This is a genomic window from Bacillus swezeyi (genome assembly GCF_030908325.1).
GTDB lineage: Bacteria > Bacillota > Bacilli > Bacillales > Bacillaceae > Bacillus > Bacillus swezeyi.
Window position 1 is genome coordinate 170,001 of the sequence record NZ_CP133085.1, and the last position, 25,974, is coordinate 195,974.

A 25,974-nucleotide genomic window follows, 5' to 3' on the forward strand; every position below is an offset into this window, starting at 1 on the left:
TTCTCTTTCTTTTCAGGCTTTGTCTGTTTTTCAGTTGCTTGCAAATGTTTTTCCTGATGATCATATGGGGTTTCTGGAAAAGCAATGTAAATCAATCCGCAAATAAGCAGAAAGGCAAATATGAGAAGCCTTTTATTTCTGTTTTGCCTTTTCCTTTTCTTCATTCGAGTTTTATATGTTCTGGCCATGGCGGGACTCCTTCTTTAAGATGTGACGTATTTACTGACGCATAATCTCCTTAAAAAGTTTCTTCCTTTTGCTAATAATTTCATACATGAACTTAAAGAGTCCCAATATTTACTATAAATCCACACTTGAAACGGAACAAATGTTCGTATAAAATGATGGTAAAAGAAAGGAGTGAGAAGATGAGAAAAGTGCTTTACCGGGCCATGGAAGACGGTTCTCCAGTAGAAATGATTTATATGAAGAAGAGCGAATTCTCCAAACGAACGATTCTCATCAAGGAAATTAAAAACGGTTATGTAAAGGCATTTTGCTTCCAAAAACAGCAGATCAGAATGTTTAAGATTGATGCCATTTTGGCTGCTGTTCCGTATAAAAAAAGAAAACATTATGCATAAAACTTCAATCCACAGTTTTCCTCTTTCTTTTGCCTTCCTGTTTTGATATTCCATCTTTTGTTATAATCAATATATATAATTCAAAGAGAGCGGGCGTTTAACATCTATGCTTCAGTCAATAAATAAAACACTTGGGAAAATCATGCCTTTACTGACGCCTATAAGCGTTGTCAGCGGGGTATTGCTGTCAGAACATTTATATGGGTTTGCTGCTTTTGTACCGTGGATTTTTGCTTTTATGACGTTTGCTGGAAGTTTGGGGGCCAACTTTCAGTCGCTTAAAGCTGCAGTGGTTCATCCCCTGCCAATGCTGCTGGCTTTATTTGTTTTGCATGTATTTATGCCGGTGTTGGCATGGTGCACGGGGCATCTTGTATTTAATGGCGATTCATTTACGATTACAGGGCTTATTCTCGGCGTTGTGATCCCAACTGGTATTACAAGTATGATTTGGGCAGCTATGTATAAAGGGAATATCGGCTTGACCCTATCGATCATTTTAATTGACACGATTCTTTCTCCTTTTATTGTCCCTTTCAGTCTTTCAGTTCTTGCGGGCGCCCAGGTCGAAATGGATGTAGCGGGTATGATGAAAGGTTTATTCGGAATGGTGGTGATCCCTTCTTTATTAGGGATGCTTGTCAACCAATTTTCAACTCCGAAGAGGACAGCGCGTTTAAGCGCGAATTGCGCACCATTTTCTAAAATGGGATTAGCTGCAGTGGTGGCGATTAACAGCTCAGTGGTCGCTCCGTATTTGAAAACGGTCGATTTAAAGTTTTTAACGATAGCTTTAACGGTTTTTTTAGTGGCATTCACAGGCTATTTAACGGCTTGGCTTTTAGGCCGGATGCTGAAACGGCCGCAAGAGGAAATCGTTGCTTTAATCTTTACCGGAGGGATGCGGAATATCAGTGCAGGCGCAGTCTTGGCCACCGGTTTCTTTCCGGCGAAAGTGGCTGTGCCGGTTGTGATCGGCATGCTGTTCCAGCAAATCCTGGCTGCGTTGTTTGGACATTTGCTTGCAAGAAGCGAGCTGAAGAAAGCGAATCATTTCAATAAAAAAATGAGTCTGCCTTCGTAGAAGGCCAGACTCTGATCAACAGACTTTGCCATGCTTCTTTGCAATTGCGCGGATAAAGAACTTATTTAAACGGCAGCCTCTGCAAATCCCGGATGAACCGTTTTTCCGGCGGACACCCAGCAAATATCCAATACATTAAAGGAGTGAAAAGCATCATGAAAATAAAGCAAGCGTTGTTATCATGACACTAATCTCTGCATTTCTCTTTTCCTCTTTGTTAGTCACCGCTTCACTTTCACCGCTCGCCGATTCAGGCCCACATGCCAATCAGTTTGGCACTTTCGGCATGTGGGCGGCAATTGGAACCGTTTTGGTATTTTATATTCTTCCTCTCATTGTTTATATGATCGGAATTGACGCAATGAAGTTTGTAATGGCCGTTTTTTGCGGAATTGGACTATTGATCATTGTTGCAATGATTCCAGTTATTTTGTTGTTTGGCTCATTTAGCGGAACTCAATCTGCATTATGGGGAGTTATAAGTCTCTGCGTTGTATTAACCATCGTAAATGTTATTTGGTTCTTCACAGCTTTTCGTTCGTCGGCAAAGTCTCAGCGGGCTGACTTTCGATAAAAAAAGTCTGCCTTCATAGAAGGCCAGACTTCGGTGTCAAACTCGCCAAGTTCCTTTTGCGATAAGGTGGACATTTCCGCCGACATGAATCTCAATGCTGTTTTCCATTGTCTGAGCTTCAATATAAAGCAGGGAAGGCCGGTTTATTTCATATCCCTGTTCAGCCCTTATGCTGAGCTGACTTTTATCAAAGTAACGGTGATGCAGTAAATATCCGGCGAGATCCCCAACTGCACTGCCTGTCGCCGGATCTTCGGGAACACTGAAACAATCGCAAAATACCCGTGCATTGATGTCGTTTTTTTCATGATATGTTTCCGGGGAGAAAACGAGTAGACTGGCTTCTATGTCTTTTATAAAAGCTTCATATTGATCACTGTTGATTTTGCACTTTTTAACTGCACTCAGTGATGTTAATGGCACAATAACCGCAGGAAGACCTGTGGAAACCTCCTGTATCGGAAAATTCGAATCTATATCACTTGGGTCGATTCCCAGTACGCCCGCCAGCATTTCTTTGTCAAAAGTGCGATTAAACACAGGAGGGTTTTGTTTCATCCAAATAACATGATCTTCACCATTGTCAAATGCCACGGGAATCGCGCCTGCTTTCACATTCAAAATGACATTTGAAGAAGGTTCTGTTTCGATTTCATTCTTAATAATAAAAGCTGTGCCCAATGTCGGATGGCCAGCGAACGGAATTTCTTTTTCCGGGGTGAAGATTCGGACGTCATATCCGCCGTTTTCCTGTTTTCCGGATAAAATAAATGTTGTCTCGGAGAAATTGATTTCCCTTGCGATTTTTTGCATCTCTTCACCCGATAAGTTTTTTTCTGCTTTAAATACAGCGAGTTGGTTTCCCGCATATTTTGTTTCTGCAAACACATCTACAAGATAAAATTCCATGAATCTCTCCCCCTCAAAATAATACAGATGCCCAAAGGCAGTTTTACATATCTTACATGAGATGAGGGTTATTGAACAGTCCAACCTGCGGCAAAAAATAAAGAAGAGCGGCTGCCGCCCTTCTTAATAAAGCAAATACTTCTTTCTGGTATTCATAAACTGTTTTTGCTCTGCCTCATATTTTTTGACGATGTTTTCTATTGACTCACCCTGCTCGATCATTTTTTTGACCCAGCCGTTTCCGATCAGGCGGTTGAAATTGCCCGAAGGGAGGAACTCAAAGTCTTTCGGATACAGGTCATGGACGGTTTTAATGATCGAGAGGCCGGTTTTTACCGGCTTGAAGGCCGATCTGTTTGTCACATAAAGTTCCACGCCGTGACACAGTTTATTTTGATGCTTTGAAAATGTCGGAGTAAACGAAGCGGCTCTAAATCGAACCCCAGGGAGTTTCAGGTTGTTTAGTTTCTCGGCCAGTTCCGTGCTTTTCATGTAAGGTGCGCCGATTAATTCAAAAGGTTTGGTCGTCCCTCTTCCTTCAGAAATGTTGGTTCCTTCAATTAAGCCTGTGCCGGGATAGACAATGCTTGTGTCAGCCGTCGGCATGTTTGGGGAAGGCAGGACGAAAGGAAGCCCTGTATCTTCAAAATACATCTGCCGTTTCCAGCCTTTCATTTTGATGACGGTTAAGTCGGCGCCGAGGTCAAACTCTTTATTAAACAGTTTTGCCAGTTCTCCTGCCGTCATTCCGTGTATTAAAGGAATGGGATATCTTCCGACAAATGATGAATAATCCGGGTTGAGAACCGGGCCTTCCACTTTTGTTCCGCTCTGCGGATTTGGCCGGTCCAATACAATAAACGGAATGTCATTTTCCTTGGCTGCTTCCATCGCATATGCCATGGTGTAGATGTAAGTGTAAAAGCGTGTTCCGACATCTTGGATATCAAATATCAGGACATCAATATTTTTCAGCATTTCCGGTGTGGGCTTTTTTGTCTCACCGTAAAGACTGTAGACGGGAAGACCGGTCTTTTCGTCAATATATGATTCAACTTCATCTCCTGCTTGAGCGTCCCCCCGTACGCCGTGTTCAGGTCCAAAAAGCGCGGTCAGCTCAATATCGGGGTCTTGATGAAGCAAATCTATGCTGCTCGTTAAGCTTGCATTAACACCTGTAGGGTTTGTAATCAGCCCAACCCTTTTTCCTTTTAATAAGCTTTTCTTGTTCATGAGCATTTCGATGCCTGGTGTGACTTTCGGTTTCTTTTCCTTGCCCGGATAGGTTGCAGCTGCCGTCAAGGTGCCTAAGACAACCATTCCTGCGAGCAGCCAAAGCGCTTTTTTTCTCATCGTATCCCCTCCTTATTTAAGTGGTTTGCCGTTTTTCAGATTTAATCCAAATCCGTATTCGTAAAGAATTTCTCCCGGCTTGGTAACAGAAGGAATATCAACCGGCAATGTTCCTTTAGGCTTTGCCTTGCCGAAGATGACTTCAACTCCGGCCGGGATGTTCGGCTGCCTGAAACGCCCGTTTGTATAGCCTTTAAATCCATAAACCGCAATCACCGCTTGAGCTTCTTCAAAATTTGCCGTGTCATAAGGATTGCGAAGGCTCATTAAGACAACCTTTTTCTGCTTTGACTGGGCATATTTCATTGCGGCGCGCGGAAAAGCGGTTGCCCATCTGCTTGAGTCCTGAATGTTATCATCGATGATTCCGTCGTTCACTACAGGGTCGTTTTTGACGACATATGATCCTGTGATGACATAATCGGCCTGGTCGATTTGTTTTTCAACTTCTTCATTAAATACTTTCTCTGCAAAATGATATTCTTTTAAAACCGCTTTTTTCTTTATCTTATTGATTGTTTTTGAGATCGCTCTTGTTTGGTCTTCATATGGAGCGAGAATGAGAATGGTATCCCCTTTTTTCGGTTTGAATGGAAGGGTGCCGCTGCTGTTTTTTAATACGGTGATGCCTTCTCTTGCCATTTTCATTTCTGACTTTGCGTGCTTTTGATTGCCGACTGTTTTCAAGGCGTATTTGATTTTTTTCTGAAGAGATTCGGGCGCAGTGTTGTCGAGTATGTCCCGCTTCATTTTTAGCGTAAGAATTCTTTCAACCGATTGATTGATTTGTTCAATCGGAATGTCTCCTTGTCTGACGGCTTTGAGAAGGGCTTCAAATACACCGGCCAGGTTTTTCTCTGTCTCAAGAGAGGTGACTTGAGCTGGCATGAGCGCAATATCAACCCCTGCTTTGACGGCCATGACGACAGCTTCCTCCTGCCCGAAATTGTCGGAGATGGCTTTCATGTTTAAGGCATCCGTCACAACAACTCCGTTGAAGCCGAGATCTTTCCGTAAAAGGTCTGTCATCACCTTTTTGGAGAGTGTTGCGGGAACCATGATATCTTCTCCGTCTTTTTTGCTTTTGTAGGTTGTATCGTCAAATGCGGGGAATTGGACATGCGCTGTCATGATCATATCAATTCCTGCATCGATCGCTTTTTGAAAGGGGACAAGTTCTACGCTTCTGAGCCGCTTTTCATCGTGTGGAACAAGCGGAAGGCCGTAATGGCTGTCAACCGCTGTATCGCCGTGGCCGGGAAAATGCTTTGCGGTGGCGATGATTTGCTCGTCTTGAAGGCCTTTCATCGTCTTAATGCCGAGCTTGCCGGCCAACTCCGGCTTGGAGCTGTACGAGCGAACGCCAATTACCGGGTTATCGGGATTGTTGTTCACATCAAGTACAGGGCTGAAATTAACGTTAATGCCTAGCGCTGCTAATTCCTTTCCAATGATTTTTCCGGAACGGTAAGCATTTTTACTGCTTTTTGAAGCGCCGATTGCCATATTGCCGGGCAGGTTTGTACCTGATTCCAGCCTGGTGACAATTCCGCCTTCCTGGTCAATCGTAATGAAGAGCGGAGTATCCGGACTGGCTTTTTGGAGGCCGTCAGTTAAGCGAACCGTTTGTTCCGTGCCTGTGACATTCTCAGCAAAAAGAATCACGCCGCCAAGGTGGTATCTTTGTATGATTCCGGCTACTTCGTCATTCATTTCCGTTAGCCCTTTGGCGCTCGAATCGCCTTCTTTCTTCCAATTTCTAAAATCAGGCATCAGCATTTGCCCGATTTTCTCCTCAAGCGTCATATCGCTGACCATTTGTTTGACACTCTGTTCTGAATGCTGTCCTGCATCAGCTTCTGAGGTGCCGGGCTGCAATGCGAGGGCTGACAGCAATACAGCGATCAGCGTGCATTGAAAAAATCTTTTCATATGGAGAATCGCCTCCTATTTATTATTCAGCGCTTCATAGACAGCAGTGATCACACTTCCGTACTTTCCTGTTGAATATAAATCACCTTCGAACTGATTCGGATTTTTTGAAGGATCGATCACCGGTGAGTGTTTTTTGTTGGTCAATAAGACAATACCCAATTGATATGCCGGATCGATGATGGTGACGGTTCCTGTCCAGCCGGTATGTCCATATGCCTTGCTGCTCGCATGCTTTCCGAACATCCACTCCATATCGGTATTGCCGTTGAGGCGCCATCCTAGTCCATATGTGGCATTTGTTTTTGACGGTTTTGTAAATTCGCAAATGACCGTGTTGTTGAATAACTGCCGATCGCCATAGCCGCCTCCGTTCAGCATGACCTGCAGAAGTACTGCCATGTCATCCACTGTTGAAAACAGGCCTGCATGCCCTGAAATGCCGCCCATCGAATAAAATGCTTTTTCGTCATGAACTTCTCCTTGCAGCGTATATGTTCTGATATTAGGAAACCACAGAGTGCCGTCCCTTGTATTGCCCATTAGCTCGGTAGCGGCGAAATGAGAAGGTTTAAAGCCCTTTTGCAGCGGCTTAAACATGGTGTGACGCAAGCCGAGAGGCCGGTAAAACTGTTTTTCAACATATTGGTCCAAGCGCTGGCCTGTGATTTTCTCGATGATCACCCCGAGCAGCATATAATCGATATCGCTGTATAGCTGCTTTGTGCCTGGTTCGTATGCCAAGGGGGTCTTTGAAAGAAATGCCAACGTTTTTTTCCTTGTCTGAGAGTACAGCTTTCCGGCCGTTTGCGGATCGTAATAGTTCCAGCTTGCCGGAAACCCCGCCGTATGATGAAGCAAATCAATCACACGAAGGCGGTCTTTTCCTTTGATGATGTCTTCTGGAAGGTCTTTAAAGCCGGGAATATAGTGTGAGATTTTTGCATTCAGATCAATCGTTCCCCGGCTCGCCAAATGCTGCAGCGCATAGTTGACGGCATACATTTTTGTGTTGGAGGCGAGATCGAACATCGTACTTGGTTTCATCTTTTTCTGATGCTTGAGCGGCGTGAGTCCGCTGTATTTCTGTTTGTAGCCGTAGGCTTCTTTTTTCACAATTTTTCCGTCTTTGACTACGATCAGGGATGCGCCGGGAAATCCTTTGTTCACATCCTGTTCAATCAGGCGGTCAACTTGTTTTAGTTTTTCTGAAGAAAAACCGGCTTCTTCAGGATTTTTTGCCTTCTTTAAAACCTGATATGTCTGATGCTGCCTGTCTTTTGCAATCACTGTCTGGGCAAGTGATGGAGAAGGTAAAATGAATGCAAGTGATAAAAGGGCGGTGATGGTTCCGGCGATGATTTTTTTCATGCTGTCGCTCCTTTCCTGTTAAAACCATATGGTGGAAATGTTAAACAAACGTTTAATCAAATTCAACTGCCATATCATCGTTGAAGCCAAATGCATACGTAAAGAAAAATCCGGCAGCATATGAAATCAATAGACCAATCACGTACAAAAGGATTTGATGTGTATGAACAAGGAATGAAAGAGGGAGTCCTGAGACGCCGAGCGAAACGGTTGCGATTTTGAAATAGGCCTGGAAAGCTCCGCCGACGCCTGCTCCAAGGCAAGCGGTCAAAAACGGCCGGCCGAGAGGAAGGGTCACACCGAAAATGAGCGGTTCACCGATGCCGAGCATGCCTGACGGGAGTCCGCCTGCAATCGCTCTTTTCAGCCTGGCTTTTTTCGTTTTAAAGTAGATGGCAAAAGCAGCTCCTACCTGTCCGGCGCCTCCCATTGCCAAAATCGGCAGCAGAGGATCATCGCCGATCGAGTTGATTAATTCCATATGAACGGGTGTAAGCCCCTGATGCAGTCCGGTAACAACGAGCGGAAGAAAGGTGGCGCCCAATATGAATCCGGCGAAAATGCCGCCGATATTTAGTATGGCTAAAAGTCCTGAGGTAATGGCGTCAGAAATAAAGCCGCCGACCGGCATGAAGATGACGTATGTGACGATTCCGGTGAGCAGAAGGGAGACAGTAGGTGTCACAATGATATCGAGTGAATGAGGAATGTATCGTCTGACTCGTTTTTCGATAAAAGCGATAAAAGCAGCTGCGAATAAAACGCCGATCAAACCGCCCCTGCCCGGAAGCAGGGCTTCGCCGAACAGCTTGATGTCGCCCACGGCCGGATTCAGGATCAGAATACCCGCCAATCCGCCAAGCGCCGGGGAACCGCCGAATTCCTTCGCCGTATTGACTCCGACAAGGATGCCTAAATAAGCAAATAAACCGGAGCCGATCACCGTTAAGATAATGGCGGTTTGTGACGTTTCTGAGAGCCAGCCGGCTTGGACAATGGCTTTTGTGATGCCCGTAATTAAGCCGGAAGCAACGAGTGCGGGGATAAGCGGGATAAAAATGCTTGCGATCCGGCGCAGAAACAGCTTAAAGGGTGTTGCGTTTTTCTTTGAGACCGCCGATTTATGCTTGGCTGCGGCTTTTTTTAAATCATCAAGGTCTGATGAAACGAGAAGCTTCCCGAATTCATCTGCTACATGCTGAACAACGCCTGTGCCGAGAATGATTTGTAGCGTTTCTCCTTCGACGACGCCGATGACGCCCTCCAACGCTTTAATGGATTTGATGTTTGCCTTTTGACTGCTGACAGGCGTGATCCGCAGCCGGGTCATGCAATGGGTGTAGTCTGCGACGTTTTCCGCGCCGCCGATCTGTTCCAAAATATGCCTAGCCAAGATCGCGTATTTTTTTTCATCGGTCATCTATATTTCCCCCTTACAATCCATTTGTTCCCATCAAGCTGATGGCCGCTTTTGTTTGATCTATATATCGAATGACTTCTTCATATTTCTCCGCGGCCATTCCTAAAAACAAAATGTCAATCATATACAGCTGTGTTAAACGAGAGGAGGTTGCAGCACTTCGAAACGGTGCTTCATTAGAACATGACGTATACAGCGCGATATCGCTTAAAGATGAAACGGCAGACTGTGAAAAGCGGGTCAATCCAATGGCCGTGACGCCGTATTTTTTAGCAAGTTTTAGTACATTGGCGATTTCCCGGGTTTCTCCAGAATGTGAGATGGCAAATACGATGTCATGTTCATCTGCATTGGCGATTAATGTTGCGACAAGATGCATGTCTGTAAATGCCGTCGCCTTTTTTTTGATCCTTAAAAATTTTTGCTGGGCGTCCTGTGCGACGATGCCTGAGGCGCCGATTCCGCAAAAGTGAATCGTCCCTGCATCGATGAGCAGCTGAATCGCTCTTTGAAGCTGCTCATGGTCAATGTTGTCAAATGTATCGCGAATCGCCTGAATCGAATTGCTTGTTGTTTTTTGAACGATTGAATAAAGCGGCTCCTGCGGTTCAATATCCCGGTACCCTTGATCAGAAGGTTTCATCAGATCGCCGGCGACGCGCATTTTTAAGTCATTGAATCCTTTTAAACCAAGTGATTTACAGAGACGGATCGCCGCTGCGCCGCTTGTTTTTGCGGAAGAGCTGATTTCGTGAATCGTGCTGTTTACGATGTGATGTGGGTTTTCTAAAATGTATTCAGCAAGTTTCCGTTCAGACTGAGGGAGTTTGTGAAGCATGCTTTGAATAATTTCCAATCCTCCTGTAGCCATTGTTTCTTCCTTTCCTTTAGGAGCTTTCTTCATGAATCGTTAATGCTTTTGCAATATTGCCTTCTGATTGCTTCAGCAGATGTTGTGCTGTGTCTGCATCCGTTTTTGTTTTCAACATAATGATTGCGATTTTGACTTGATTGCCGGCCTTATCCAGTGCTGCTTCGGCCGTTTTCTTATCGGCGCCGGTGACGGTTTCGATGATTCGAATCGCCCGCTCTTTCAGTTTGTCGTTGCTGACATGAACATCTACCATCAAGTTTTCGTAGACTTTGCCCATTCGGATCATGGCTGTTGTCGAGATCATGTTCAAGATCATTTTATGAGCGGTTGCAGCCTTCATTCGCGTCGATCCCGCAACGACTTCAGGTCCTACGACCGCTTCAATGCTGTGGTCGGCTGCTTTGCTGATCGCCGAATCTTTGTTGCAGGTCAAGGAGATTGTCTTGGCGCCGGTCTGTCTGGCATACTTCAGCCCGCCGTGTACGTAGGGGGTCCGGCCGCTGGCGGCAATTCCGATAACCGTATCGTTTTTTGAAAGTTGAATCGATTGCAGATCGCGCATTCCAAAATCTTCATGATCTTCGGCACCTTCGACAGCTTCGAACAAAGCTTTTTCTCCGCCGGCGATCATTCCTCTGACTGTATCTGGAGAAATGCTGAACGTCGGCGGGCATTCCGCTGCGTCGAGTACGCCGAGCCTTCCGCTTGTTCCGGCGCCAATGTAAATGATCCGCCCTCCTTTCTTTAACGACTCGACAGCAAAATCAACGGCAGTTTTTACATCGGGTAAAACGGCTTCTACTGCTTCAGCCACTGTTTTGTCCTCTTCATTGATGATTGTGAGAATATCGATTGTTTCCGCTTGGTGAATACGCTTTGACTTTTCATTGCGAAGCTCGGTCGTTAAGGAGCTTAGGCTGCTGTTTTCCATTAACAAATCCTCCTGACACGGAATAGCATATATTTCTTAATTTTCAGTATATTCACTCTGGAATTTTATTTCAACAAGAAAAGAAAAATAATGAAATTTTGTTTTAAAACGGTTCTAATGAAGACGGCGGAAGAATAAAATAAAGCGCAGTCTTGACTGCGCTTTCGCCTGCGTGTTTTTACAGCTCATCTATTTGATGTTCGGAAACTACGCGAAAGCCTTCTCGTTTGAGAAGGGCTGCTGTGATTCCGTTTCCGGCTATTTTTTGGCTTGAAAAACTGCCATCGTAAATGCGGCTGCTTCCGCAGGATGGGCTGTTTTCTTTTAAAACAACGGTATCAGCCTGAATTTGCCTGGCGAGTTCAAGTGTTTTGTAAGCACCCTTTAAATAAAGATCTGTTACATTTTCTCCTGATGTCGTCATGATGACCGCATCACCGTTTAAAACATCTTCACCCGTTCCGCCTGAAATTTCGGCAGGTTCCCGCGGGGTTTGAAAACCGCCGAGCAATTCAGGACAAACGATCATCGCTTTATTGTCTTCAACGAGCCTATTTATTTTTTCGACATAGCTGTGCGTCCCGTTATAGCGGCATTCAACACCTGCTAAACACGAGCTGACCAATATCATATTCGTCTTCCCCTCTCCTGTATTCAGATACTCATATTTTAAACCATTTCTAAAAAGATTCACGCAAGAAGTTTGAAAATAAAAATTTTTAATTTCCCCTTTACAAATGGGGAGGAACCTGTATATAATAACTTTTGTCAGCTTTACGAGAGCTGTTTGAAAACAAGGTTTTGGCCCGTTGGTCAAGCGGTTAAGACACCGCCCTTTCACGGCGGTAACACGGGTTCGAATCCCGTACGGGTCACCATTTTTTAGGACAGCATGTTAAAAAGCGTAAGGTGCATACCGGGGCTTTTTAATGGAAGGCATGCTAAAGGCCCAACGTCCTGTTGCAATGCATGCACTTGTACGTCCTGTACTGCGGAGGATTAGCTCAGCTGGGAGAGCATCTGCCTTACAAGCAGAGGGTCGGCGGTTCGATCCCGTCATCCTCCACCATTTTTGCGGAGCGGTTATTCACAACCGCAAGTGTGAAAGCATAAGATATATTGATATGCCGGTCTAGCTCAATTGGTAGAGCACGATCGAATGTGCTTCGGAGCTTGGCTTCAGCGTACCGAAGGAGAGGCTTCTGTGATTGAGCCTGCTGAGTTCGGGACGACGATTTAAACTATTTCTTATATAATGTTTATTCTTTATCATGCCGGTCTAGCTCAATTGGTAGAGCAACTGACTTGTAATCAGTAGGTTGGGGGTTCAAGTCCTCTGGCCGGCACTGTTTTTTTCGGAGGGGTAGCGAAGTGGCTAAACGCGGCGGACTGTAAATCCGCTCCCTCAGGGTTCGGCGGTTCGAATCCGTCCCCCTCCACCATTTTTGGGCTATAGCCAAGCGGTAAGGCAACGGACTTTGACTCCGTCATGCGCTGGTTCGAATCCAGCTAGCCCAGTTTTTGGACATCCTGTGCGGATGTCCTTTTTATTTTGCCTTTTTGTATAACTATTCAAAAAAATGTCTTGTTGAGTCAATTTTGTGTTGAACGGTACAATGAAGGTCTGGAAGGGGGATATCACATGTTAAAACAACAGATTTCAATGATCGGTGTGCCGATGGATCTCGGACAGCTGAGACGAGGAGTAGATATGGGGCCGAGTGCGATTCGCTGTGCCGGAGTTAATGAACGGCTGGAAGGCCTTTGCGGAGGGATTGAAGATTTGGGGGATCTGACAATCGGCCAGAGAGAGGATGAGAAGGAAGGCGAAGAAACAGCATCCGAAGAATTACGCAATTTGAAAGCGATTACAAATGCGAGTTTGAAGCTGGCAGCAGCCGTTGACAAAATTGTAGCATCAGGTTCATTTCCTCTCGTTCTTGGCGGAGACCACAGCATTGCGATTGGTACGCTTGCCGGGCTTGCGAAACACTATCAAAACTTGGGCGTCATTTGGTATGATGCGCATTCTGACTTAAATACAAAGGAAACATCTCCTTCAGGCAATATTCACGGTATGCCGCTGGCTATCAGTCTTGGGATCGGCCATGAAGGGTTAACCGGCCTGTACGGAAAAGATGCCAAAATTAAACCGGAAAACATTGTCATCATCGGAGCAAGATCTCTTGATGATGGGGAGAAGAAGCTGATCCGTGAAAAAGGAATCAAAGTATACACAATGCATGAAATCGACCGTCTCGGCATGACGAGGGTGATGGAGGAAACGATTGACTATTTGCGGGAGCGGACGGACGGTGTTCATTTGTCGCTTGATTTAGACGCTCTTGACCCAAATGATGCGCCGGGTGTCGGAACCCCTGTGGCGGGTGGAATCAGCTATCGGGAAAGCCATTTGGCGATGGAAATGCTTGAAGAATACAATTTCATTACATCGGCTGAGTTTGTTGAAGTGAATCCGATATTGGATGAGAGAAACAAAACGGCTGAAACGGCTGTTGCTTTAATGGGTTCATTGTTTGGCGAAAAATTATTATAAGAAGTTCGATATCGGCGGCTCCGGAGGCCGCTGTTATTTTTGGAGGAAAGTCTCAATTTCAAACCATTTATCATGTTTAATATTTTTAAGCTAATATTAAGGGCTCGATCTTATTGAAACCATCTACACCCTCCCAAAAATTTGATAAACTATTTTTATGAATTTCATGAAACCTTTTAAAAAATCTATTCGTATACATAAAGACCGGTGAAGGCAGAGGTTAGATAAATATGGAAACAATGATAAAAAAAAGAATTAAACAGGTGAAAAAAGGCGACCGTAACGCATTTGCAGACATCGTGGATATTTACAAAGACAAAATTTATCAGCTTTGCTACCGTATGCTCGGGAATGCGCATGAGGCGGAAGATATTGCACAGGAAGCATTTATCAGAGCATACGTGAATATCGACAGTTTTGATATAAACCGGAAATTTTCCACATGGCTTTATCGAATCGCAACGAATTTAACCATCGATCGTATCCGTAAAAAAAAGCCGGACTATTACTTGGATGCAGAGGTGGCAGGGACAGAAGGACTAACGATGTATTCCCAGGTTGCGGCGGATGCTGCGCTTCCGGAGGACGAAGTGATTTCTTTGGAGCTGCACAGCACCATTCAGGAAAAAATCTTAAGGCTTCCCGATAAATACAGGACGGTCATCGTATTGAAGTACATTGATGAGCTCTCACTCATTGAGATCAGTGAAATCTTGAATATTCCCGTAGGTACTGTGAAAACGAGAATACACAGGGGCAGAGAGGCTCTCAGAAAACAATTAAGGGATCTTTAAGTGGGGTGATGAAATGAGCTGTCCGGAGCACATTGTTCAGCTTATGCATAAATATCTTGATGGAGACATTCTTCCGGAAGATGAAACGCGATTAAAAGAGCATCTCCAATCATGTGAAGGATGTAAAAAACGCCTTCATGAAATGGAAAAATCCATCGCTCTTGTGCAAAGCACGTCGCATCTTACAGCTCCGGCAAACTTTACGGCCAATGTGCTGGCGAATCTACCGAAGGAAAAACGGACGGTTTCCATTAACAGATGGCTGAAAGCCCATCCGTTTATTGTGGCGGCAGCTTTATTTATGATTTTGATGGGCGGCAGCTTTTTTTCAAGCTGGAAAAATGATCATGATTTCAGTGTATCCAACCAGCCTAATCTCGTTGTGAAAAACAATACGGTTATCGTGCCTGAAGGCGAGGTTGTCAAAGGCGATGTAACCGTGAAAAACGGCAAGCTTATTATAAAAGGCAAAATTGAAGGTGACGTCACCATTGTAAACGGAGAAAAATATACGGCTTCAGCCGGACAAGTCACCGGTCAGATTCACGAAATCAACGCGGTGTTTGACTGGGTCTGGTACAAGATCAAATCGACCGGAAAAACGGTTTTCGGCGCGGATGATTCAAAAGATCAAGAGCAAAGCGGACATTAAGAGCTTTGCTCTTTTTTTATAAAGGGCGGTCATTTCACTTGGGAATTCAAATTGTGCTATAATAGCCTCTGTATATATAATGATATATCACACCATTTTAAAACATATTCACTTGACTAATGACTGAATTCTTGGAGGACGAGGAAATGGCTTTTGAGGATATCCCTTTCTTGCAGTACCTCGGCGATGCCGTTGATATTCTCCTTGTTTGGTACGTAATATATAAATTAATGATGGTCATCCGCGGAACGAAGGCGGTTCAGCTTTTAAAGGGAATCGTAGTCATTGTTCTCGTCCGGCTGGCCAGTCAGTATCTAGGTTTGAGTACACTGCAATGGCTGGTTGACCAGGCGATAACGTGGGGGTTTTTGGCGATTATCATCATATTCCAGCCTGAATTAAGGAGAGCGCTGGAACAGCTCGGACGAGGACGCTTTTTTTCCCGGAGCGGAACCCCTGAAGAAGAGCAGCAGCAGAAAACGATTGATGCGATTACAAAAGCGATTAAATATATGGCAAAACGGCGCATCGGTGCGCTGTTAACGATTGAGCGGGAAACTGGCATGGGCGATTACATAGAAACAGGGATTCCTTTGAATGCAAAGGTCAGCTCTGAACTATTGATCAATATCTTTATTCCGAATACACCGCTTCATGACGGCGCCGTGATTATGAAAAATGACGAAGTCGCCGCAGCCGCCTGTTATCTCCCGCTGTCCGAAAGCCCTTTTATTTCTAAAGAGCTCGGCACAAGGCATAGAGCAGCGGTAGGGATCAGTGAAGTAACCGACAGCCTGACGATCATCGTCTCCGAAGAAACCGGCGGAATCAGTGTCGCCAAAAACGGAGACCTTCACCGTGATTTATCGGAAGAAGCTTTGAAAAATATGCTTGAGGCGGAATTCAAAAAAAATACGCGGGAAGCTTCCTCAAATCGCTGGTATTGGAGGGGGAAGAAGAATGGATAAGTTCTTAAACAATCCTTGGGCTGTCAAAGTAGTCGCGCTGTTGTTCGCGTTTCTGCTTTACTTTGCGGTCCACAGTGCACAAGCGCCGACCCCGAAGAAACCAGGTGAATCGTTTTTCCCTACAGCGACGACAGATGAAGCGACACTGACCGATATACCGGTGAAGTCGTATTATGATGATGAAAACTACGTCGTAACTGGCGTACCGCAAACCGTGAATGTCACGATCAAAGGACCGACAGGAACTGTAAAGAAAGTAAGACAGGTTAAGGATTTTGAAATTTATGCAGACATGGAAAACCTGAAGACCGGCAGACACAAAGTAGAGTTAAAAGCCAGAAATGTTGCCGACGGACTCAGCATTTCCATCAACCCATCGGTAACAACGGTGACGATCGAAGAAAAAACGACGAAGGAATTTCCGGTTGAAGTCGACTTTTACAATAAAAACAAGATGAAAGACGGCTACACGCCGGAACAGCCGATTGTCAATCCGAAAAATGTCAGTGTCACAGGCTCAAAAGCCGTGATCGACAGAATCGAAAACATTAAGGCGACGATTAATTTGGAAGGCGTAGACCAGTCGGTTGAAAAGGAAGCGAAGCTTACGGTCTATGACCGGGACGGCAATGTTCTTCCGGTTGAAGTTGATCCTTCTGTCGTCAAAATCACCGTTCCGGTCACAAGCCCCAGCAAAAAAGTTCCGATTAAGCTGGATCGGAAAGGGAGCCTTCCGGACGGCATCAGCATATCAAGCTTGGATACAAGCCCGGGCGAAGTGACCGTCTACGGACCGCAAAATGTTCTTGATTCGTTAGAATTTGTCGACGGCCCCGAGATTGATTTAAGTAAAATGAAAGATGACACTGAATTGGAAGCTGATATTCCAGTGCCTGACGGGGCTAAAAAAGTGTCGCCTGAAAAAGTGAAAATTAAGGTGAAAGTTGACAAGGAAGAAGAAAAGAAACTAAAAGACGTTTCAATTAAAACCGTGGGAATGAATGACAGCCGGAATCTCGAGTTTCTAGATCCGAAAACAGGCAAACTCGATCTCACGGCCAAGGGGTCAGCAGCCTCGATTGAAAATCTTCAGCCGTCAGACATAGAGCTCTATGTCAATGTGGCGGATCTGAGTGACGGCGAACACGATGTCAAACTTGAAGTCAACGGACCGCAAAATGTAGCATGGTCGCTGCCGCAAAAAAGCGTTAAAGTCAGAATTTCTTCAAAAACATCTCAAAATGAAAATGACAAAGGTCAGGATGAAGAGCAGGATCATAATGAAACAGATTCACAACCTTCATGAATCAAAAAGGAGCGATATTAATGGGCAAGTATTTTGGAACAGACGGTGTGAGAGGTGTGGCGAACAGTGAACTTACACCCGAGCTGGCCTTTAAAGTCGGACGTTTTGGCGGTTATGTCCTTACAAAAGATAAAGAACGTCCCAAGGTGCTGATCGGCCGTGACACACGTATTTCCGGACATATGCTGGAAGGGGCCCTTGTCGCCGGTCTCCTCTCGATAGGAGCGGAGGTCATGCGTCTTGGCGTCATTTCTACGCCTGGTGTTGCATACTTGACGAAAGCAATGGATGCGGAAGCAGGGGTGATGATCTCAGCTTCCCACAATCCTGTCCAAGACAACGGAATCAAGTTTTTCGGCGGCGACGGCTTCAAGCTGTCCGATGAACAGGAACTTGAAATCGAGCGTCTCATGGATCAGCCGGAAGACAATCTGCCAAGGCCAGTCGGCGCTGACCTTGGAATGGTGAACGACTATTTTGAGGGCGGACAGAAATATTTGCAGTTTCTCAAGCAGTCGGCTGACGAGGATTTCACGGGCATTCATATCGCACTGGATTGTGCACATGGGGCGACATCTTCACTGGCGACCCACTTATTTGCCGATCTTGACGCAGATGTTTCCACGATGGGAACGTCTCCGAACGGATTAAACATCAATGACGGTGTTGGATCGACTCATCCTGAAGCTTTGGCCGCGTTTGTGAAGGAAAAGGGTGCGGACGTCGGCATGGCGTTTGACGGCGATGGCGACCGCCTGATTGCTGTAGATGAAAAAGGAAACATTGTTGACGGCGATCAAATCATGTACATATGTGCGAAGTATTTGAAGAGTGAAGGCCGTCTTGCAGATAATACCGTCGTCTCCACGGTGATGAGCAACCTCGGCTTTTACAAAGCGCTTGAAGCGGAAGGCATCAAAAGTGTTCAGACGGCAGTCGGCGACCGCTATGTAGTGGAAGCCATGAAAAAAGACGGCTATACGCTAGGCGGCGAACAGTCGGGCCATCTGATTTTCCTTGACTACAATACAACAGGCGACGGTCTGCTTTCAGCAATCATGCTGATGAACACGATCAAACTGACAGGCAAGCCGTTATCAGAGCTTGCAGCGGAAATGCAGAAGTTTCCGCAGCTCTTGATCAATGTCAAAGTAACGGATAAGTATAAAGTGACAGATAACGAAAAAGTGAAGGCAGTCATCGAACAAGTGGAGAAGGAAATGAACGGCGACGGCCGCATCCTTGTGCGCCCTTCAGGCACGGAACCGCTAGTCCGCGTGATGGCTGAAGCCAGAACGAAGGAGCTTTGCGAGGAATATGTAAGCCGCATTGTTGATGTCGTGAAGGCGGAAATGGGAGCGGAGTAATCTTCCGCAAAAGACTAATGAACAGGACATGCTGATTCGGCATATGATAAAGGGAACCGGTTCAATCTTGAAAAAAATGTGAACCATTTTAAAAATGGTTTGACGGTTCCTTTCTGCTTATAGTAAAATCAGCTTGTCTTGTTTTATTCAAAAGGAAAGGCAGGGTAGAAAGATTATTTTATAGTTATAGCGCCCGGACTAAGCGTACGGATAAAGGCTTAGTTGACGAGGATGGAGGTTATCGAAATGTTCGGCGGATGCCTCCCGGCTGACCTATTAAGATCACAGCCGCAAGGATTTCCTCAAACCAAAGAGGCGACTCTTTGAACAAAGGGAAATCACATGATCTTCCAACAAAAACATGTAGGAGGGGACGAAGAAATGTCCCCGCCTTAAAGCAGACTTTCTTTGTCTCCTGCCTGCGATTCAGGAGGAAGAAAATTATGTGTGGTATTGTAGGTTATATTGGACAGCTTGATGCAAAGGAAATTTTACTAAAAGGGTTGGAAAAATTGGAGTATCGCGGCTACGATTCAGCAGGAATCGCTGTAGCAAACGAAGATGGCGTGCACGTGTTTAAAGAAAAAGGCCGCATCGCCGATCTTCGCGCAGCCGTTGATGAGAACATAGTCTCCCAGGCGGGAATCGGACACACACGCTGGGCGACTCATGGAGAGCCAAGCCGCTTAAACGCCCACCCGCATCAAAGCGCGTCAGGCCGATTTACTCTTGTTCATAACGGTGTCATTGAAAACTATGTACAGCTGACACGCGAATATTTACAAGATGTAAACTTAAAAAGTGATACGGATACAGAGGTTGTTGTTCAGGTGATCGAACAATTCGTCAATAGAGGACTTGACACAGAAGAAGCGTTCCGCCAAACGCTGATGCTGCTTAAAGGCTCCTATGCGATTGCACTATTCGATCATGAAAACAAAGAAACAATCTATGTCGCAAAAAACAAAAGCCCGCTGCTCGTCGGTCTTGGAGATACATTCAATGTTGTTGCATCTGATGCGATGGCTATGCTTCAAGTGACAAATGAATATGTGGAGCTTATGGATAAAGAAATGGTCATCGTCACAGACAAAAAAGTTGTGATCAAAAACCTTGAAGGTGAAATGATGTCCCGTGCCTCTTATATTGCAGAGCTTGATGCCAGCGATATCGAAAAAGGCACATACCCTCACTACATGTTAAAAGAAATTGATGAACAGCCGCTTGTCATGCGGAAAATCATTCAAACATACCAAGACGAGAACGGAAAGCTTTCCGTACCGGGAGATGTCGCAAATGCTGTCGCTGAAGCTGACCGCGTGTATATCATCGCCTGCGGAACGAGCTACCATGCCGGACTTGTCGGCAAGCAATTCATTGAAACGTGGGCAAAAGTTCCGACTGAAGTCCATGTTGCCAGCGAATTCTCTTACAACATGCCATTGCTTTCTGAGAAGCCGCTGTTTATCTTTATTTCTCAAAGCGGAGAAACGGCTGACAGCCGCGCCGTTCTCGTACAGGTAAAAGAGCTCGGCCACAAAGCGCTGACGATTACGAACGTACCGGGATCAACGCTTTCACGAGAAGCGGACTATACGCTGCTGCTCAATGCCGGTCCTGAAATCGCGGTTGCTTCTACAAAGGCATACACAGCGCAAATTGCCGTTCTGGCCATTTTGGCAGCTGTCACTGCTGACAGCCGCGGTAAAGAACTTGGCTTTGACCTTGTCAAAGAACTCGGCATCATCGGAAACGCGATGGAAGCCCTTTGCGACCAAAAAGATGAAATGGAACAAATCGCACGCGACTACCTGACCGTCACTCGCAATGCCTTCTTCATCGGCCGCGGACTCGACTATTTCGTCTGCCTTGAAGGCTCCCTGAAGCTGAAAGAGATTTCTTACATTCAAGCTGAAGGCTTCGCCGGCGGCGAACTGAAGCACGGCACGATCGCATTGATCGAAGACGGCACACCGGTTATCGCCCTTGCGACACAGGAACACGTCAACTTAAGCATCCGCGGAAACGTCAAAGAAGTCACAGCCCGCGGCGCCAACCCTTGCGTGATCTCGCTGAAAGGCCTGGAAGAAGCAGACGACCGCTTCGTCCTGCCTGAAGTGCATCCGGAGCTCGCACCGCTCGTCTCCGTCATTCCGCTGCAGCTGATCGCATACTATGCAGCGCTGCACCGCGGCTGTGATGTTGATAAGCCACGGAACTTGGCGAAGAGTGTGACGGTGGAGTAAGGTTGTTGTCATACGTGACTTTTAAAAAAAGTCACGATGTTTATAAAAAAGTTGCGAAGGTTCACCCCTTTGGTTATGCTTAGCCAAAGGGGTGTTTTTATGTCCAAAAAACATCCAAATTGGAGAAATGGATTAGTGACAATAAAGTTGTTTATATCAAATCTGTCGGTAGGTAATTGCTGCATTTTTAAGGGGAAAATTATACAGCGAGGTTAGATTACAAACTGATTGTGCATATAGGTTCTAAAAAGAGTCTGCGGACTTTGCCGAAATTGAAAAAGAAGTAAAAAGCTATGACTGAACAAAAGGCGATTTTTGGGTTGTCTAAGTAATAAATACGGATAAGGTTGTGAATGGTGCAATTGAGTGTCATGCGTATTGGCATGAAAAATTACATCGTTCAAAAATAATTTTTTATTTTAGGAGGGAATGACGTGGAAGTTTTCGCTAAATATTTAACGGGTATCGATAACCCTGACCACCGCGACCGAACGGAGGAAATTTTGGCGTGGGTCGCTGAGCATTTCCCGAATTTGGAACCGCTAATCAAATGGAATACGCCAATGTTTTCCGATCACGGTACATTTATCATCGGCTTTTCCACAGCGAATCATCATTTGAGCGTTTCACCCGAAGAAGCAGGCATTGCGCACTTTGCCGACGACATTGCCCAAGCCGGATACACCGCTACCAAAGGCTTGTTTCGAATTCGATGGAATGAGCCGGTCAATTACGAATTGCTTGAGAAAATGATTGAATTTAATATTCAGGATAAGACAGACTGTTCAACTTTTTGGCGGAAATAAAAAAATCGGATTTTTAAGGGTGAACTGAACCTCGAATAGGTTCACTTTTTTTAAGTGTCGACTATTCGGGGTTCGGTTCTATTATTACAAATCAACATTGACTCTAGATTCGAATTCACCCCTTTGGTTTTGCTTAACCAAAGGGGTATTTTTATGTTCAAAGAAAGACGGACATCTAAAGTTAAAATATAAATTGACATATCGGAATATCACGATATAATAATTCATATGGAACCAATTGAAATTTTCAAAGCTTTATCAAATGAATCAAGGCTGCAAATTTTGCAATGGCTGAAGGAGCCCGATCGTCATTTTACGCCCCATGAAGGGATTGATATGAATACAATCGGGGTATGTGTCAGTCAAATCACAGACAAATTGAAAATGACGCAATCGACTGCTTCTCAATACCTCACCATACTGTTAAGAGCCGGCCTGATTAAGGCGGAACGCATAGGAAAGTACACGTACTACAAAAGAGATGAAGAGGCCATTGGGAAACTTGCTGACTTTCTTAAAACGGAGATATGATCATAGAAAATAAACATCTCTAGATGTTTATTTTTACGGCATACACATCGACATATTACGAAGTGTTTATTTTTTAATTATCATATCTACATTTCACGATATGTTAATTTATAATTGATTAAGGAGTGAACGACTATGTCTAACACCTGGAAAATTTATATTTTAGCCATCATCAGTTTTTTGGTAGGAACCTCAGAGTATATCATTTCCGGTATTTTGGATCAGATTGCTCATACACTTGGGATCACATTAGCTGCCGCGGGCCAGCTCATTACGATTTTTTCACTTGTATATGCTATTTTCACACCCATTCTCATGGCATTGACAGCAAGTATGGATAGACGCAAGTTAATGATTTATGCTCTCGGTTTGTTTGTAATGGGAAATATCCTGGCCTTTGCCCTGCCTGGTTATGGATGGTTTATTGCAGCAAGAGTTATTATGGCATTGGGAGCAGGTATGGTTGTTGTAACCGCATTAACGGTTGCCGCCAAGATTGCACCGGAAGGGAAGCAGGGTAGTGCGATTGCTACTGTCGTCATGGGGTTTACCGCTTCTCTCATCATTGGTGTTCCACTCGGAAGAATGACAGCAGAAGCTTTGGGCTGGAAATCTGTGTTCGGCGGAATTGCTCTATTGGGATTAATAGCCATGGTCATTATCTTCTTGACTCTCCCGCATACTGAAGGGGATAAGCCTGTACCTTTATCTCAACAGCTTTCTCTTTTGAAGAAACGAAGAGTTGCGATGGGATTATCTATTACTTTTTTCTGGCTCGGGGGATATTCCATTGTTTATACCTATCTATCACCATATCTCCTGACCATTTCAGGGATAAGCGACAAGTTGCTTAGCGGCGTTTTGCTTATATTTGGAATCGCCAGTTTGGTTGGATCGAAGTTTGGAGGATATAGCACCGATAGATGGGGAGTGTCCCTTACACTGGCTGGCGGGATGATATTACATATCATCACACTGATTTTGCTGTCATTCGTCACCCACTCATATATCGGAGTGTTGGTGATTCTCATATTATGGTCGTTGGCGGCATGGTCTACCGGCCCGACACAGCAATATCACTTAGCGACTATAGAACCGGAATTGTCAGGTGTATTGCTTGGCATCAATCAGTCGATGATGCAATTCGCTATGGCTGCAGGTGCAGGAATAGGGGGAGTTTTTGTAGAGAAAGTATCACTGGCTTCGATTACCTGGATTGGGGCATTGGGGGTTATGATTGCGATTGTAGTTTCATTGATGATTTTCAGTTCACATCCTAAAGAGAAAGCATCACATTTAGAAGAAATTAATCAATGATACGCTGCATTGATTAGCTTTGGAGATTCAATGGTTTCATTTGTCATCGAACTTTACAAACTGAAAGATCTAACATCCGCTCGGTGCAAAAGCGAGCGGATGTTTTTCACAAGAATGGCCATTAGCTGTTCAAAATCCGCAAATAAGCTTTCCGAGGCCCGACATCGTCCTGATAACGCACTCTTGCGATTTGCGAGATGTGAGTGAGGTCGTGCGCAACCCATGTGGGGATCTGCTCTCTAAGCTTGACAATGCTTGAAACCAGTGACCATGAAGAGTTGTCAATGATGAAAAAATGATTTAAGCCCCAAGGGTGAGCATTCAGCTTCGATCCTGTTTGGATAGCTTCTTTATCATTTCTCCTTAAATATCTTAAAACACTTTATTTCTATAAATACGAACCGACAGAAGCCATGAACATCCATATAGGGTAATAACCGATATGGCGACGATCAGATACAACGGAGTATTTTGTAAGGTTAGAAGCATGTGAATGAACTCTCTCATTTTATCGTTCAAGTTATGGAAAACAAAATTAACAGCCAGCAAATACACGCCAAATGCAACAATAGAAGCAATCAACAAATAGTTACTTTTAAATTTATAACAGAATGGCAGCATGAATGAGGCAGCTACTATCACAATGGCAACCATTAACAAGATCTCTTTCCATAAAATGAATTCTCCATGAATTATTATGTTTCCAATAAATATGCATGCAGCCACCATAAATGTAAAGAGAGCCACGACAATATACTTTGAACTGACAATCTCTTTTCGTGTATAAGGCAAAGAATTGAGAAGTATATGTATAGAAGACTTTTCATCTATTGAAAAGGCATTCATAGAAATAGCTATACTAAATGCAATTCCAACCCAGATGGGAGAAGCATCTAATATTAAATAAACACATAAACCAAGAAACAAAGCCGCTAATGTGTTTTTCTGCAAGACAATGTCCTTACGTATTAAGTTGAACATGCTGCTCAGCCCCTTTCTTCGTATAAAACATAATATCTTCGAGTGTGGGCTTTTCAATTAACACCATTTCCCCAAAAATATCTTTTATTCGTGGTTTATTCGCAGCTAATGCCTCAAATCCATGAGTTGATTTTCGAACCGCTATAAATTCCTGTTCTGTCTCCCGGTCTAATAACTCCATTCCGCCTTTTACAATGGCATACTCTTCCTCAATTTCGTAAAAGTCCTTTGTAAAGATATGCTCTCCTTTATGAATAAACGTTATATAATCTGCAATCGTATCTAAATCAGTTGTAATATGAGTCGAAAAAAAGATCGTTTTATCCCCATCCTGAATGAGTTGATGCAAGATATCCAACAGCTCCCGGCGGAAAATCGGATCCAGTCCGGACGTAGGTTCGTCCATAATAATTAATTCCGCATGATGGGACAAAGCGACGGCTAATGAAGCTTTCATCATCATACCTTTTGAGAACGTCTTGATTTTTTTAGTTAGCGGCAAGTTAAATGTTTTCACATAATCATTGAATACTTGATCATCCCAATTTACATAGGATCTTCTCACAATTTCTTTCATTTCAGCCAACGTTAAATGTTCATAGAATATATTGTGATCAAATACAAAACCAATTCGTTGTTTTATTTCTTTCTCATGCTCCTTGTAATTCAAGCCAAATACCGTAACCGTTCCGCTGTCAGGTTGCAATAAATTCATGATCAATTTAATCGTTGTCGATTTCCCTACACCATTTCCACCTATAAACCCGGTGACAAAACCTTTTTTTACCGTCATTGAAAAGTCCTTTAGATGAAAACCTTCGAATGACTTATGAACATGGTGGAGTTCAATTACATTGTCCATCATTCTTCCTCCCTATATAAAATGGTAAGCAAATCTTTTAATTCTGTAAGGGTAATGCCAATGTCTTTACTATTTTTTATTGCTGCCAGCAATTGCTCTTCAATTGCTTTCATTTTTCCTTCCTTCATTATTTCGTCATTTTGATCTGATACAAAAGAGCCTTTCCCGACCACAGAATAAATGAACCCATTCTTCTCCAGTTCTTCATAGGCACGCTTTGACGTAATAAGACTTACATTCATATCCTTTGCTAATTGGCGCATAGAAGGCAGCGGCTGTCCCGGTTTCAATTCATTTGCAAGAATATGATCCTTAATTTGAGTGTAAATTTGTTCATAAATGGGTTGCTTTGAATTGTTCGAAATTATAATTTTCATTTCAAAACCTCTTTACATTATCTGTGCTTCAACATACACAATATACACAATGTATACAATATACACAAAGTGTGGCTCAATTACAACTGTTTTCTAAAAATATATCCTCTTCCTCCAATGTTTACTGAAGTGTGCCAAATTGAAGTTCCCTGCGGCTAAAGACTTTTTTTAATACTGA

25 protein-coding genes and 5 tRNA genes (1 of these 30 cut by a window edge) are annotated in these 25,974 nt (G+C 44.3%); 18 read left to right on the forward strand and 12 right to left on the reverse strand.

Annotation, left to right across the window (positions count from 1 at the left end):
* Positions 1-188, reverse strand: partial view of a serine hydrolase domain-containing protein gene (locus RBH91_RS00980; RefSeq protein WP_307893127.1) — the start only. It extends 988 nt beyond the left edge of the window; 188 of the gene's 1,176 nt are visible here — the first part of the coding sequence; its start codon is at positions 186-188; its stop codon lies off the left edge, out of view.
* A 180-nt stretch (positions 189-368) separates the two neighbouring features.
* Between RBH91_RS00980 and RBH91_RS00985 the strand changes: the two genes are divergently transcribed.
* From RBH91_RS00985 to RBH91_RS00995, 3 genes are all read left to right on the forward strand, one after another.
* Positions 369-584 (forward strand): WYL domain-containing protein, encoded by a 216-nt coding sequence (locus RBH91_RS00985; RefSeq protein ID WP_076757796.1) that lies wholly within the window; start codon positions 369-371, stop codon positions 582-584.
* Between the two features lie 106 nt (positions 585-690).
* The gene (locus tag RBH91_RS00990) at positions 691-1,668 is read left to right on the forward strand and encodes a bile acid:sodium symporter family protein (protein WP_307893128.1); all 978 of its coding nucleotides are present in this window, start codon (positions 691-693) and stop codon (positions 1,666-1,668) included.
* 181 nt (positions 1,669-1,849) lie between these two features.
* Positions 1,850-2,242, forward strand: a complete 393-nt coding sequence (locus RBH91_RS00995) for a DUF5391 family protein (RefSeq protein WP_307893129.1) — start codon at positions 1,850-1,852, stop codon at positions 2,240-2,242.
* 36 nt (positions 2,243-2,278) lie between these two features.
* Here RBH91_RS00995 and RBH91_RS01000 read toward each other — a convergent pair whose 3' ends face one another.
* The 8 genes from RBH91_RS01000 to RBH91_RS01035 all read right to left on the reverse strand — a co-directional run bounded on the left by RBH91_RS01000 (position 2,279) and on the right by RBH91_RS01035 (position 11,663).
* A complete protein-coding gene (locus tag RBH91_RS01000; protein ID WP_307893130.1) occupies positions 2,279-3,151 on the reverse strand; it encodes a PhzF family phenazine biosynthesis protein in 873 nt (290 codons plus the stop codon).
* A 123-nt stretch (positions 3,152-3,274) separates the two neighbouring features.
* Positions 3,275-4,504, reverse strand: a complete 1,230-nt coding sequence (locus RBH91_RS01005; protein WP_307893132.1) for an exo-beta-N-acetylmuramidase NamZ family protein — start codon at positions 4,502-4,504, stop codon at positions 3,275-3,277.
* 12 nt (positions 4,505-4,516) lie between these two features.
* Complete coding sequence (locus RBH91_RS01010; RefSeq protein WP_307893133.1) at positions 4,517-6,436, reverse strand: glycoside hydrolase family 3 protein; 1,920 nt, start codon at positions 6,434-6,436, stop codon at positions 4,517-4,519.
* Between the two features lie 15 nt (positions 6,437-6,451).
* Positions 6,452-7,807: a penicillin binding protein PBP4B gene (gene pbp4b, locus RBH91_RS01015; protein ID WP_307893134.1), complete on the reverse strand. Its 1,356-nt coding sequence runs from the start codon at positions 7,805-7,807 to the stop codon at positions 6,452-6,454.
* A 52-nt stretch (positions 7,808-7,859) separates the two neighbouring features.
* The gene (locus RBH91_RS01020; RefSeq protein WP_307893135.1) at positions 7,860-9,227 is read right to left on the reverse strand and encodes a PTS transporter subunit EIIC; all 1,368 of its coding nucleotides are present in this window, start codon (positions 9,225-9,227) and stop codon (positions 7,860-7,862) included.
* 13 nt (positions 9,228-9,240) lie between these two features.
* Positions 9,241-10,098 carry a MurR/RpiR family transcriptional regulator gene (locus RBH91_RS01025; protein WP_307893137.1) on the reverse strand — a complete coding sequence of 286 codons (858 nt, stop codon included), beginning with the start codon at positions 10,096-10,098 and terminating at the stop codon, positions 9,241-9,243.
* A 16-nt stretch (positions 10,099-10,114) separates the two neighbouring features.
* Positions 10,115-11,032 (reverse strand): N-acetylmuramic acid 6-phosphate etherase, encoded by a 918-nt coding sequence (murQ, locus tag RBH91_RS01030; protein ID WP_307893138.1) that lies wholly within the window; start codon positions 11,030-11,032, stop codon positions 10,115-10,117.
* Between the two features lie 178 nt (positions 11,033-11,210).
* Positions 11,211-11,663 carry a 2-thiouracil desulfurase family protein gene (locus tag RBH91_RS01035; RefSeq protein ID WP_076757817.1) on the reverse strand — a complete coding sequence of 151 codons (453 nt, stop codon included), beginning with the start codon at positions 11,661-11,663 and terminating at the stop codon, positions 11,211-11,213.
* Between the two features lie 172 nt (positions 11,664-11,835).
* On the opposite strand from RBH91_RS01035, the gene RBH91_RS01040 reads away from it, so the two are divergent.
* The 15 genes from RBH91_RS01040 to RBH91_RS01110 all read left to right on the forward strand — a co-directional run bounded on the left by RBH91_RS01040 (position 11,836) and on the right by RBH91_RS01110 (position 23,576).
* A tRNA-Glu gene (locus tag RBH91_RS01040) sits at positions 11,836-11,910 on the forward strand.
* A gap of 115 nt (positions 11,911-12,025) precedes the next feature.
* A tRNA-Val gene (locus RBH91_RS01045) sits at positions 12,026-12,101 on the forward strand.
* Between the two features lie 204 nt (positions 12,102-12,305).
* Positions 12,306-12,378 (forward strand) — tRNA-Thr (locus tag RBH91_RS01050).
* 11 nt (positions 12,379-12,389) lie between these two features.
* Positions 12,390-12,474 (forward strand) — tRNA-Tyr (locus RBH91_RS01055).
* Between the two features lie 4 nt (positions 12,475-12,478).
* Positions 12,479-12,550, forward strand: a tRNA-Gln gene (locus RBH91_RS01060).
* A gap of 124 nt (positions 12,551-12,674) precedes the next feature.
* Positions 12,675-13,589, forward strand: a complete 915-nt coding sequence (rocF, locus tag RBH91_RS01065; RefSeq protein WP_307893139.1) for an arginase — start codon at positions 12,675-12,677, stop codon at positions 13,587-13,589.
* Between the two features lie 230 nt (positions 13,590-13,819).
* The gene (gene sigW, locus RBH91_RS01070; RefSeq protein WP_026585614.1) at positions 13,820-14,383 is read left to right on the forward strand and encodes an RNA polymerase sigma factor SigW; all 564 of its coding nucleotides are present in this window, start codon (positions 13,820-13,822) and stop codon (positions 14,381-14,383) included.
* A gap of 13 nt (positions 14,384-14,396) precedes the next feature.
* On the forward strand, positions 14,397-15,035 hold the full coding sequence (gene rsiW / locus RBH91_RS01075; RefSeq protein ID WP_076757821.1) for an anti-sigma-W factor RsiW: 639 nt from the start codon (positions 14,397-14,399) through the stop codon (positions 15,033-15,035).
* A 146-nt stretch (positions 15,036-15,181) separates the two neighbouring features.
* Positions 15,182-16,003, forward strand: coding sequence for a diadenylate cyclase CdaA (gene cdaA, locus RBH91_RS01080; protein WP_076757823.1), 822 nt, complete (start codon positions 15,182-15,184; stop codon positions 16,001-16,003).
* A complete protein-coding gene (locus tag RBH91_RS01085) occupies positions 15,996-17,309 on the forward strand; it encodes a CdaR family protein (RefSeq protein ID WP_076757825.1) in 1,314 nt (437 codons plus the stop codon). The genes cdaA and RBH91_RS01085 overlap by 8 nt, the downstream gene beginning before the upstream one ends.
* A gap of 20 nt (positions 17,310-17,329) precedes the next feature.
* Positions 17,330-18,676 carry a phosphoglucosamine mutase gene (gene glmM / locus RBH91_RS01090; protein ID WP_307893140.1) on the forward strand — a complete coding sequence of 449 codons (1,347 nt, stop codon included), beginning with the start codon at positions 17,330-17,332 and terminating at the stop codon, positions 18,674-18,676.
* Between the two features lie 443 nt (positions 18,677-19,119).
* Positions 19,120-20,922, forward strand: a complete 1,803-nt coding sequence (gene glmS, locus RBH91_RS01095) for a glutamine--fructose-6-phosphate transaminase (isomerizing) (RefSeq protein WP_307893141.1) — start codon at positions 19,120-19,122, stop codon at positions 20,920-20,922.
* Positions 20,923-21,356: 434 nt separating this feature from the next.
* Positions 21,357-21,728: an iron chaperone gene (locus RBH91_RS01100; RefSeq protein WP_307893142.1), complete on the forward strand. Its 372-nt coding sequence runs from the start codon at positions 21,357-21,359 to the stop codon at positions 21,726-21,728.
* Positions 21,729-21,956: 228 nt separating this feature from the next.
* On the forward strand, positions 21,957-22,259 hold the full coding sequence (locus RBH91_RS01105) for an ArsR/SmtB family transcription factor (RefSeq protein ID WP_307893143.1): 303 nt from the start codon (positions 21,957-21,959) through the stop codon (positions 22,257-22,259).
* Positions 22,260-22,394: 135 nt separating this feature from the next.
* Positions 22,395-23,576, forward strand: coding sequence for an MFS transporter (locus RBH91_RS01110; protein WP_307893144.1), 1,182 nt, complete (start codon positions 22,395-22,397; stop codon positions 23,574-23,576).
* 372 nt (positions 23,577-23,948) lie between these two features.
* Here the strand turns inward: RBH91_RS01110 and RBH91_RS01120 are convergent, their stop codons facing one another.
* From RBH91_RS01120 to RBH91_RS01130, 3 genes are read right to left on the reverse strand one after another with little or no spacing between them, the layout of a single operon-like run.
* Positions 23,949-24,557, reverse strand: coding sequence for an ABC-2 transporter permease (locus RBH91_RS01120; protein WP_307893145.1), 609 nt, complete (start codon positions 24,555-24,557; stop codon positions 23,949-23,951).
* A complete protein-coding gene (locus RBH91_RS01125) occupies positions 24,538-25,419 on the reverse strand; it encodes an ABC transporter ATP-binding protein (RefSeq protein WP_307893146.1) in 882 nt (293 codons plus the stop codon). The genes RBH91_RS01120 and RBH91_RS01125 overlap by 20 nt, the downstream gene beginning before the upstream one ends.
* Positions 25,419-25,796: a GntR family transcriptional regulator gene (locus RBH91_RS01130; protein ID WP_307893148.1), complete on the reverse strand. Its 378-nt coding sequence runs from the start codon at positions 25,794-25,796 to the stop codon at positions 25,419-25,421. The genes RBH91_RS01125 and RBH91_RS01130 overlap by 1 nt, the downstream gene beginning before the upstream one ends.
* Positions 25,797-25,974: the final 178 nt, after the last annotated feature.

What these genes read in the sequence shown, in the direction of transcription:
- RBH91_RS00985 (WP_076757796.1), top strand. Translation starts at nt 369, where the DNA reads ATGAGAAAAGTGCTTTACCGGGCCATGGAAGACGGTTCTCCAGTAGAA.
- RBH91_RS00990 (WP_307893128.1), top strand. Translation starts at nt 691, where the DNA reads ATGCTTCAGTCAATAAATAAAACACTTGGGAAAATCATGCCTTTACTG.
- RBH91_RS00995 (WP_307893129.1), top strand. Translation starts at nt 1,850, where the DNA reads ATGACACTAATCTCTGCATTTCTCTTTTCCTCTTTGTTAGTCACCGCT.
- RBH91_RS01000 (WP_307893130.1), bottom strand. Translation starts at nt 3,151, where the DNA reads ATGGAATTTTATCTTGTAGATGTGTTTGCAGAAACAAAATATGCGGGA.
- RBH91_RS01005 (WP_307893132.1), bottom strand. Translation starts at nt 4,504, where the DNA reads ATGAGAAAAAAAGCGCTTTGGCTGCTCGCAGGAATGGTTGTCTTAGGC.
- RBH91_RS01010 (WP_307893133.1), bottom strand. Translation starts at nt 6,436, where the DNA reads ATGAAAAGATTTTTTCAATGCACGCTGATCGCTGTATTGCTGTCAGCC.
- pbp4b (WP_307893134.1), bottom strand. Translation starts at nt 7,807, where the DNA reads ATGAAAAAAATCATCGCCGGAACCATCACCGCCCTTTTATCACTTGCA.
- RBH91_RS01020 (WP_307893135.1), bottom strand. Translation starts at nt 9,227, where the DNA reads ATGACCGATGAAAAAAAATACGCGATCTTGGCTAGGCATATTTTGGAA.
- RBH91_RS01025 (WP_307893137.1), bottom strand. Translation starts at nt 10,098, where the DNA reads ATGGCTACAGGAGGATTGGAAATTATTCAAAGCATGCTTCACAAACTC.
- murQ (WP_307893138.1), bottom strand. Translation starts at nt 11,032, where the DNA reads ATGGAAAACAGCAGCCTAAGCTCCTTAACGACCGAGCTTCGCAATGAA.
- RBH91_RS01035 (WP_076757817.1), bottom strand. Translation starts at nt 11,663, where the DNA reads ATGATATTGGTCAGCTCGTGTTTAGCAGGTGTTGAATGCCGCTATAAC.
- rocF (WP_307893139.1), top strand. Translation starts at nt 12,675, where the DNA reads ATGTTAAAACAACAGATTTCAATGATCGGTGTGCCGATGGATCTCGGA.
- sigW (WP_026585614.1), top strand. Translation starts at nt 13,820, where the DNA reads ATGGAAACAATGATAAAAAAAAGAATTAAACAGGTGAAAAAAGGCGAC.
- rsiW (WP_076757821.1), top strand. Translation starts at nt 14,397, where the DNA reads ATGAGCTGTCCGGAGCACATTGTTCAGCTTATGCATAAATATCTTGAT.
- cdaA (WP_076757823.1), top strand. Translation starts at nt 15,182, where the DNA reads ATGGCTTTTGAGGATATCCCTTTCTTGCAGTACCTCGGCGATGCCGTT.
- RBH91_RS01085 (WP_076757825.1), top strand. Translation starts at nt 15,996, where the DNA reads ATGGATAAGTTCTTAAACAATCCTTGGGCTGTCAAAGTAGTCGCGCTG.
- glmM (WP_307893140.1), top strand. Translation starts at nt 17,330, where the DNA reads ATGGGCAAGTATTTTGGAACAGACGGTGTGAGAGGTGTGGCGAACAGT.
- glmS (WP_307893141.1), top strand. Translation starts at nt 19,120, where the DNA reads ATGTGTGGTATTGTAGGTTATATTGGACAGCTTGATGCAAAGGAAATT.
- RBH91_RS01105 (WP_307893143.1), top strand. Translation starts at nt 21,957, where the DNA reads ATGGAACCAATTGAAATTTTCAAAGCTTTATCAAATGAATCAAGGCTG.
- RBH91_RS01110 (WP_307893144.1), top strand. Translation starts at nt 22,395, where the DNA reads ATGTCTAACACCTGGAAAATTTATATTTTAGCCATCATCAGTTTTTTG.
- RBH91_RS01120 (WP_307893145.1), bottom strand. Translation starts at nt 24,557, where the DNA reads ATGTTCAACTTAATACGTAAGGACATTGTCTTGCAGAAAAACACATTA.
- RBH91_RS01125 (WP_307893146.1), bottom strand. Translation starts at nt 25,419, where the DNA reads ATGGACAATGTAATTGAACTCCACCATGTTCATAAGTCATTCGAAGGT.
- RBH91_RS01130 (WP_307893148.1), bottom strand. Translation starts at nt 25,796, where the DNA reads ATGAAAATTATAATTTCGAACAATTCAAAGCAACCCATTTATGAACAA.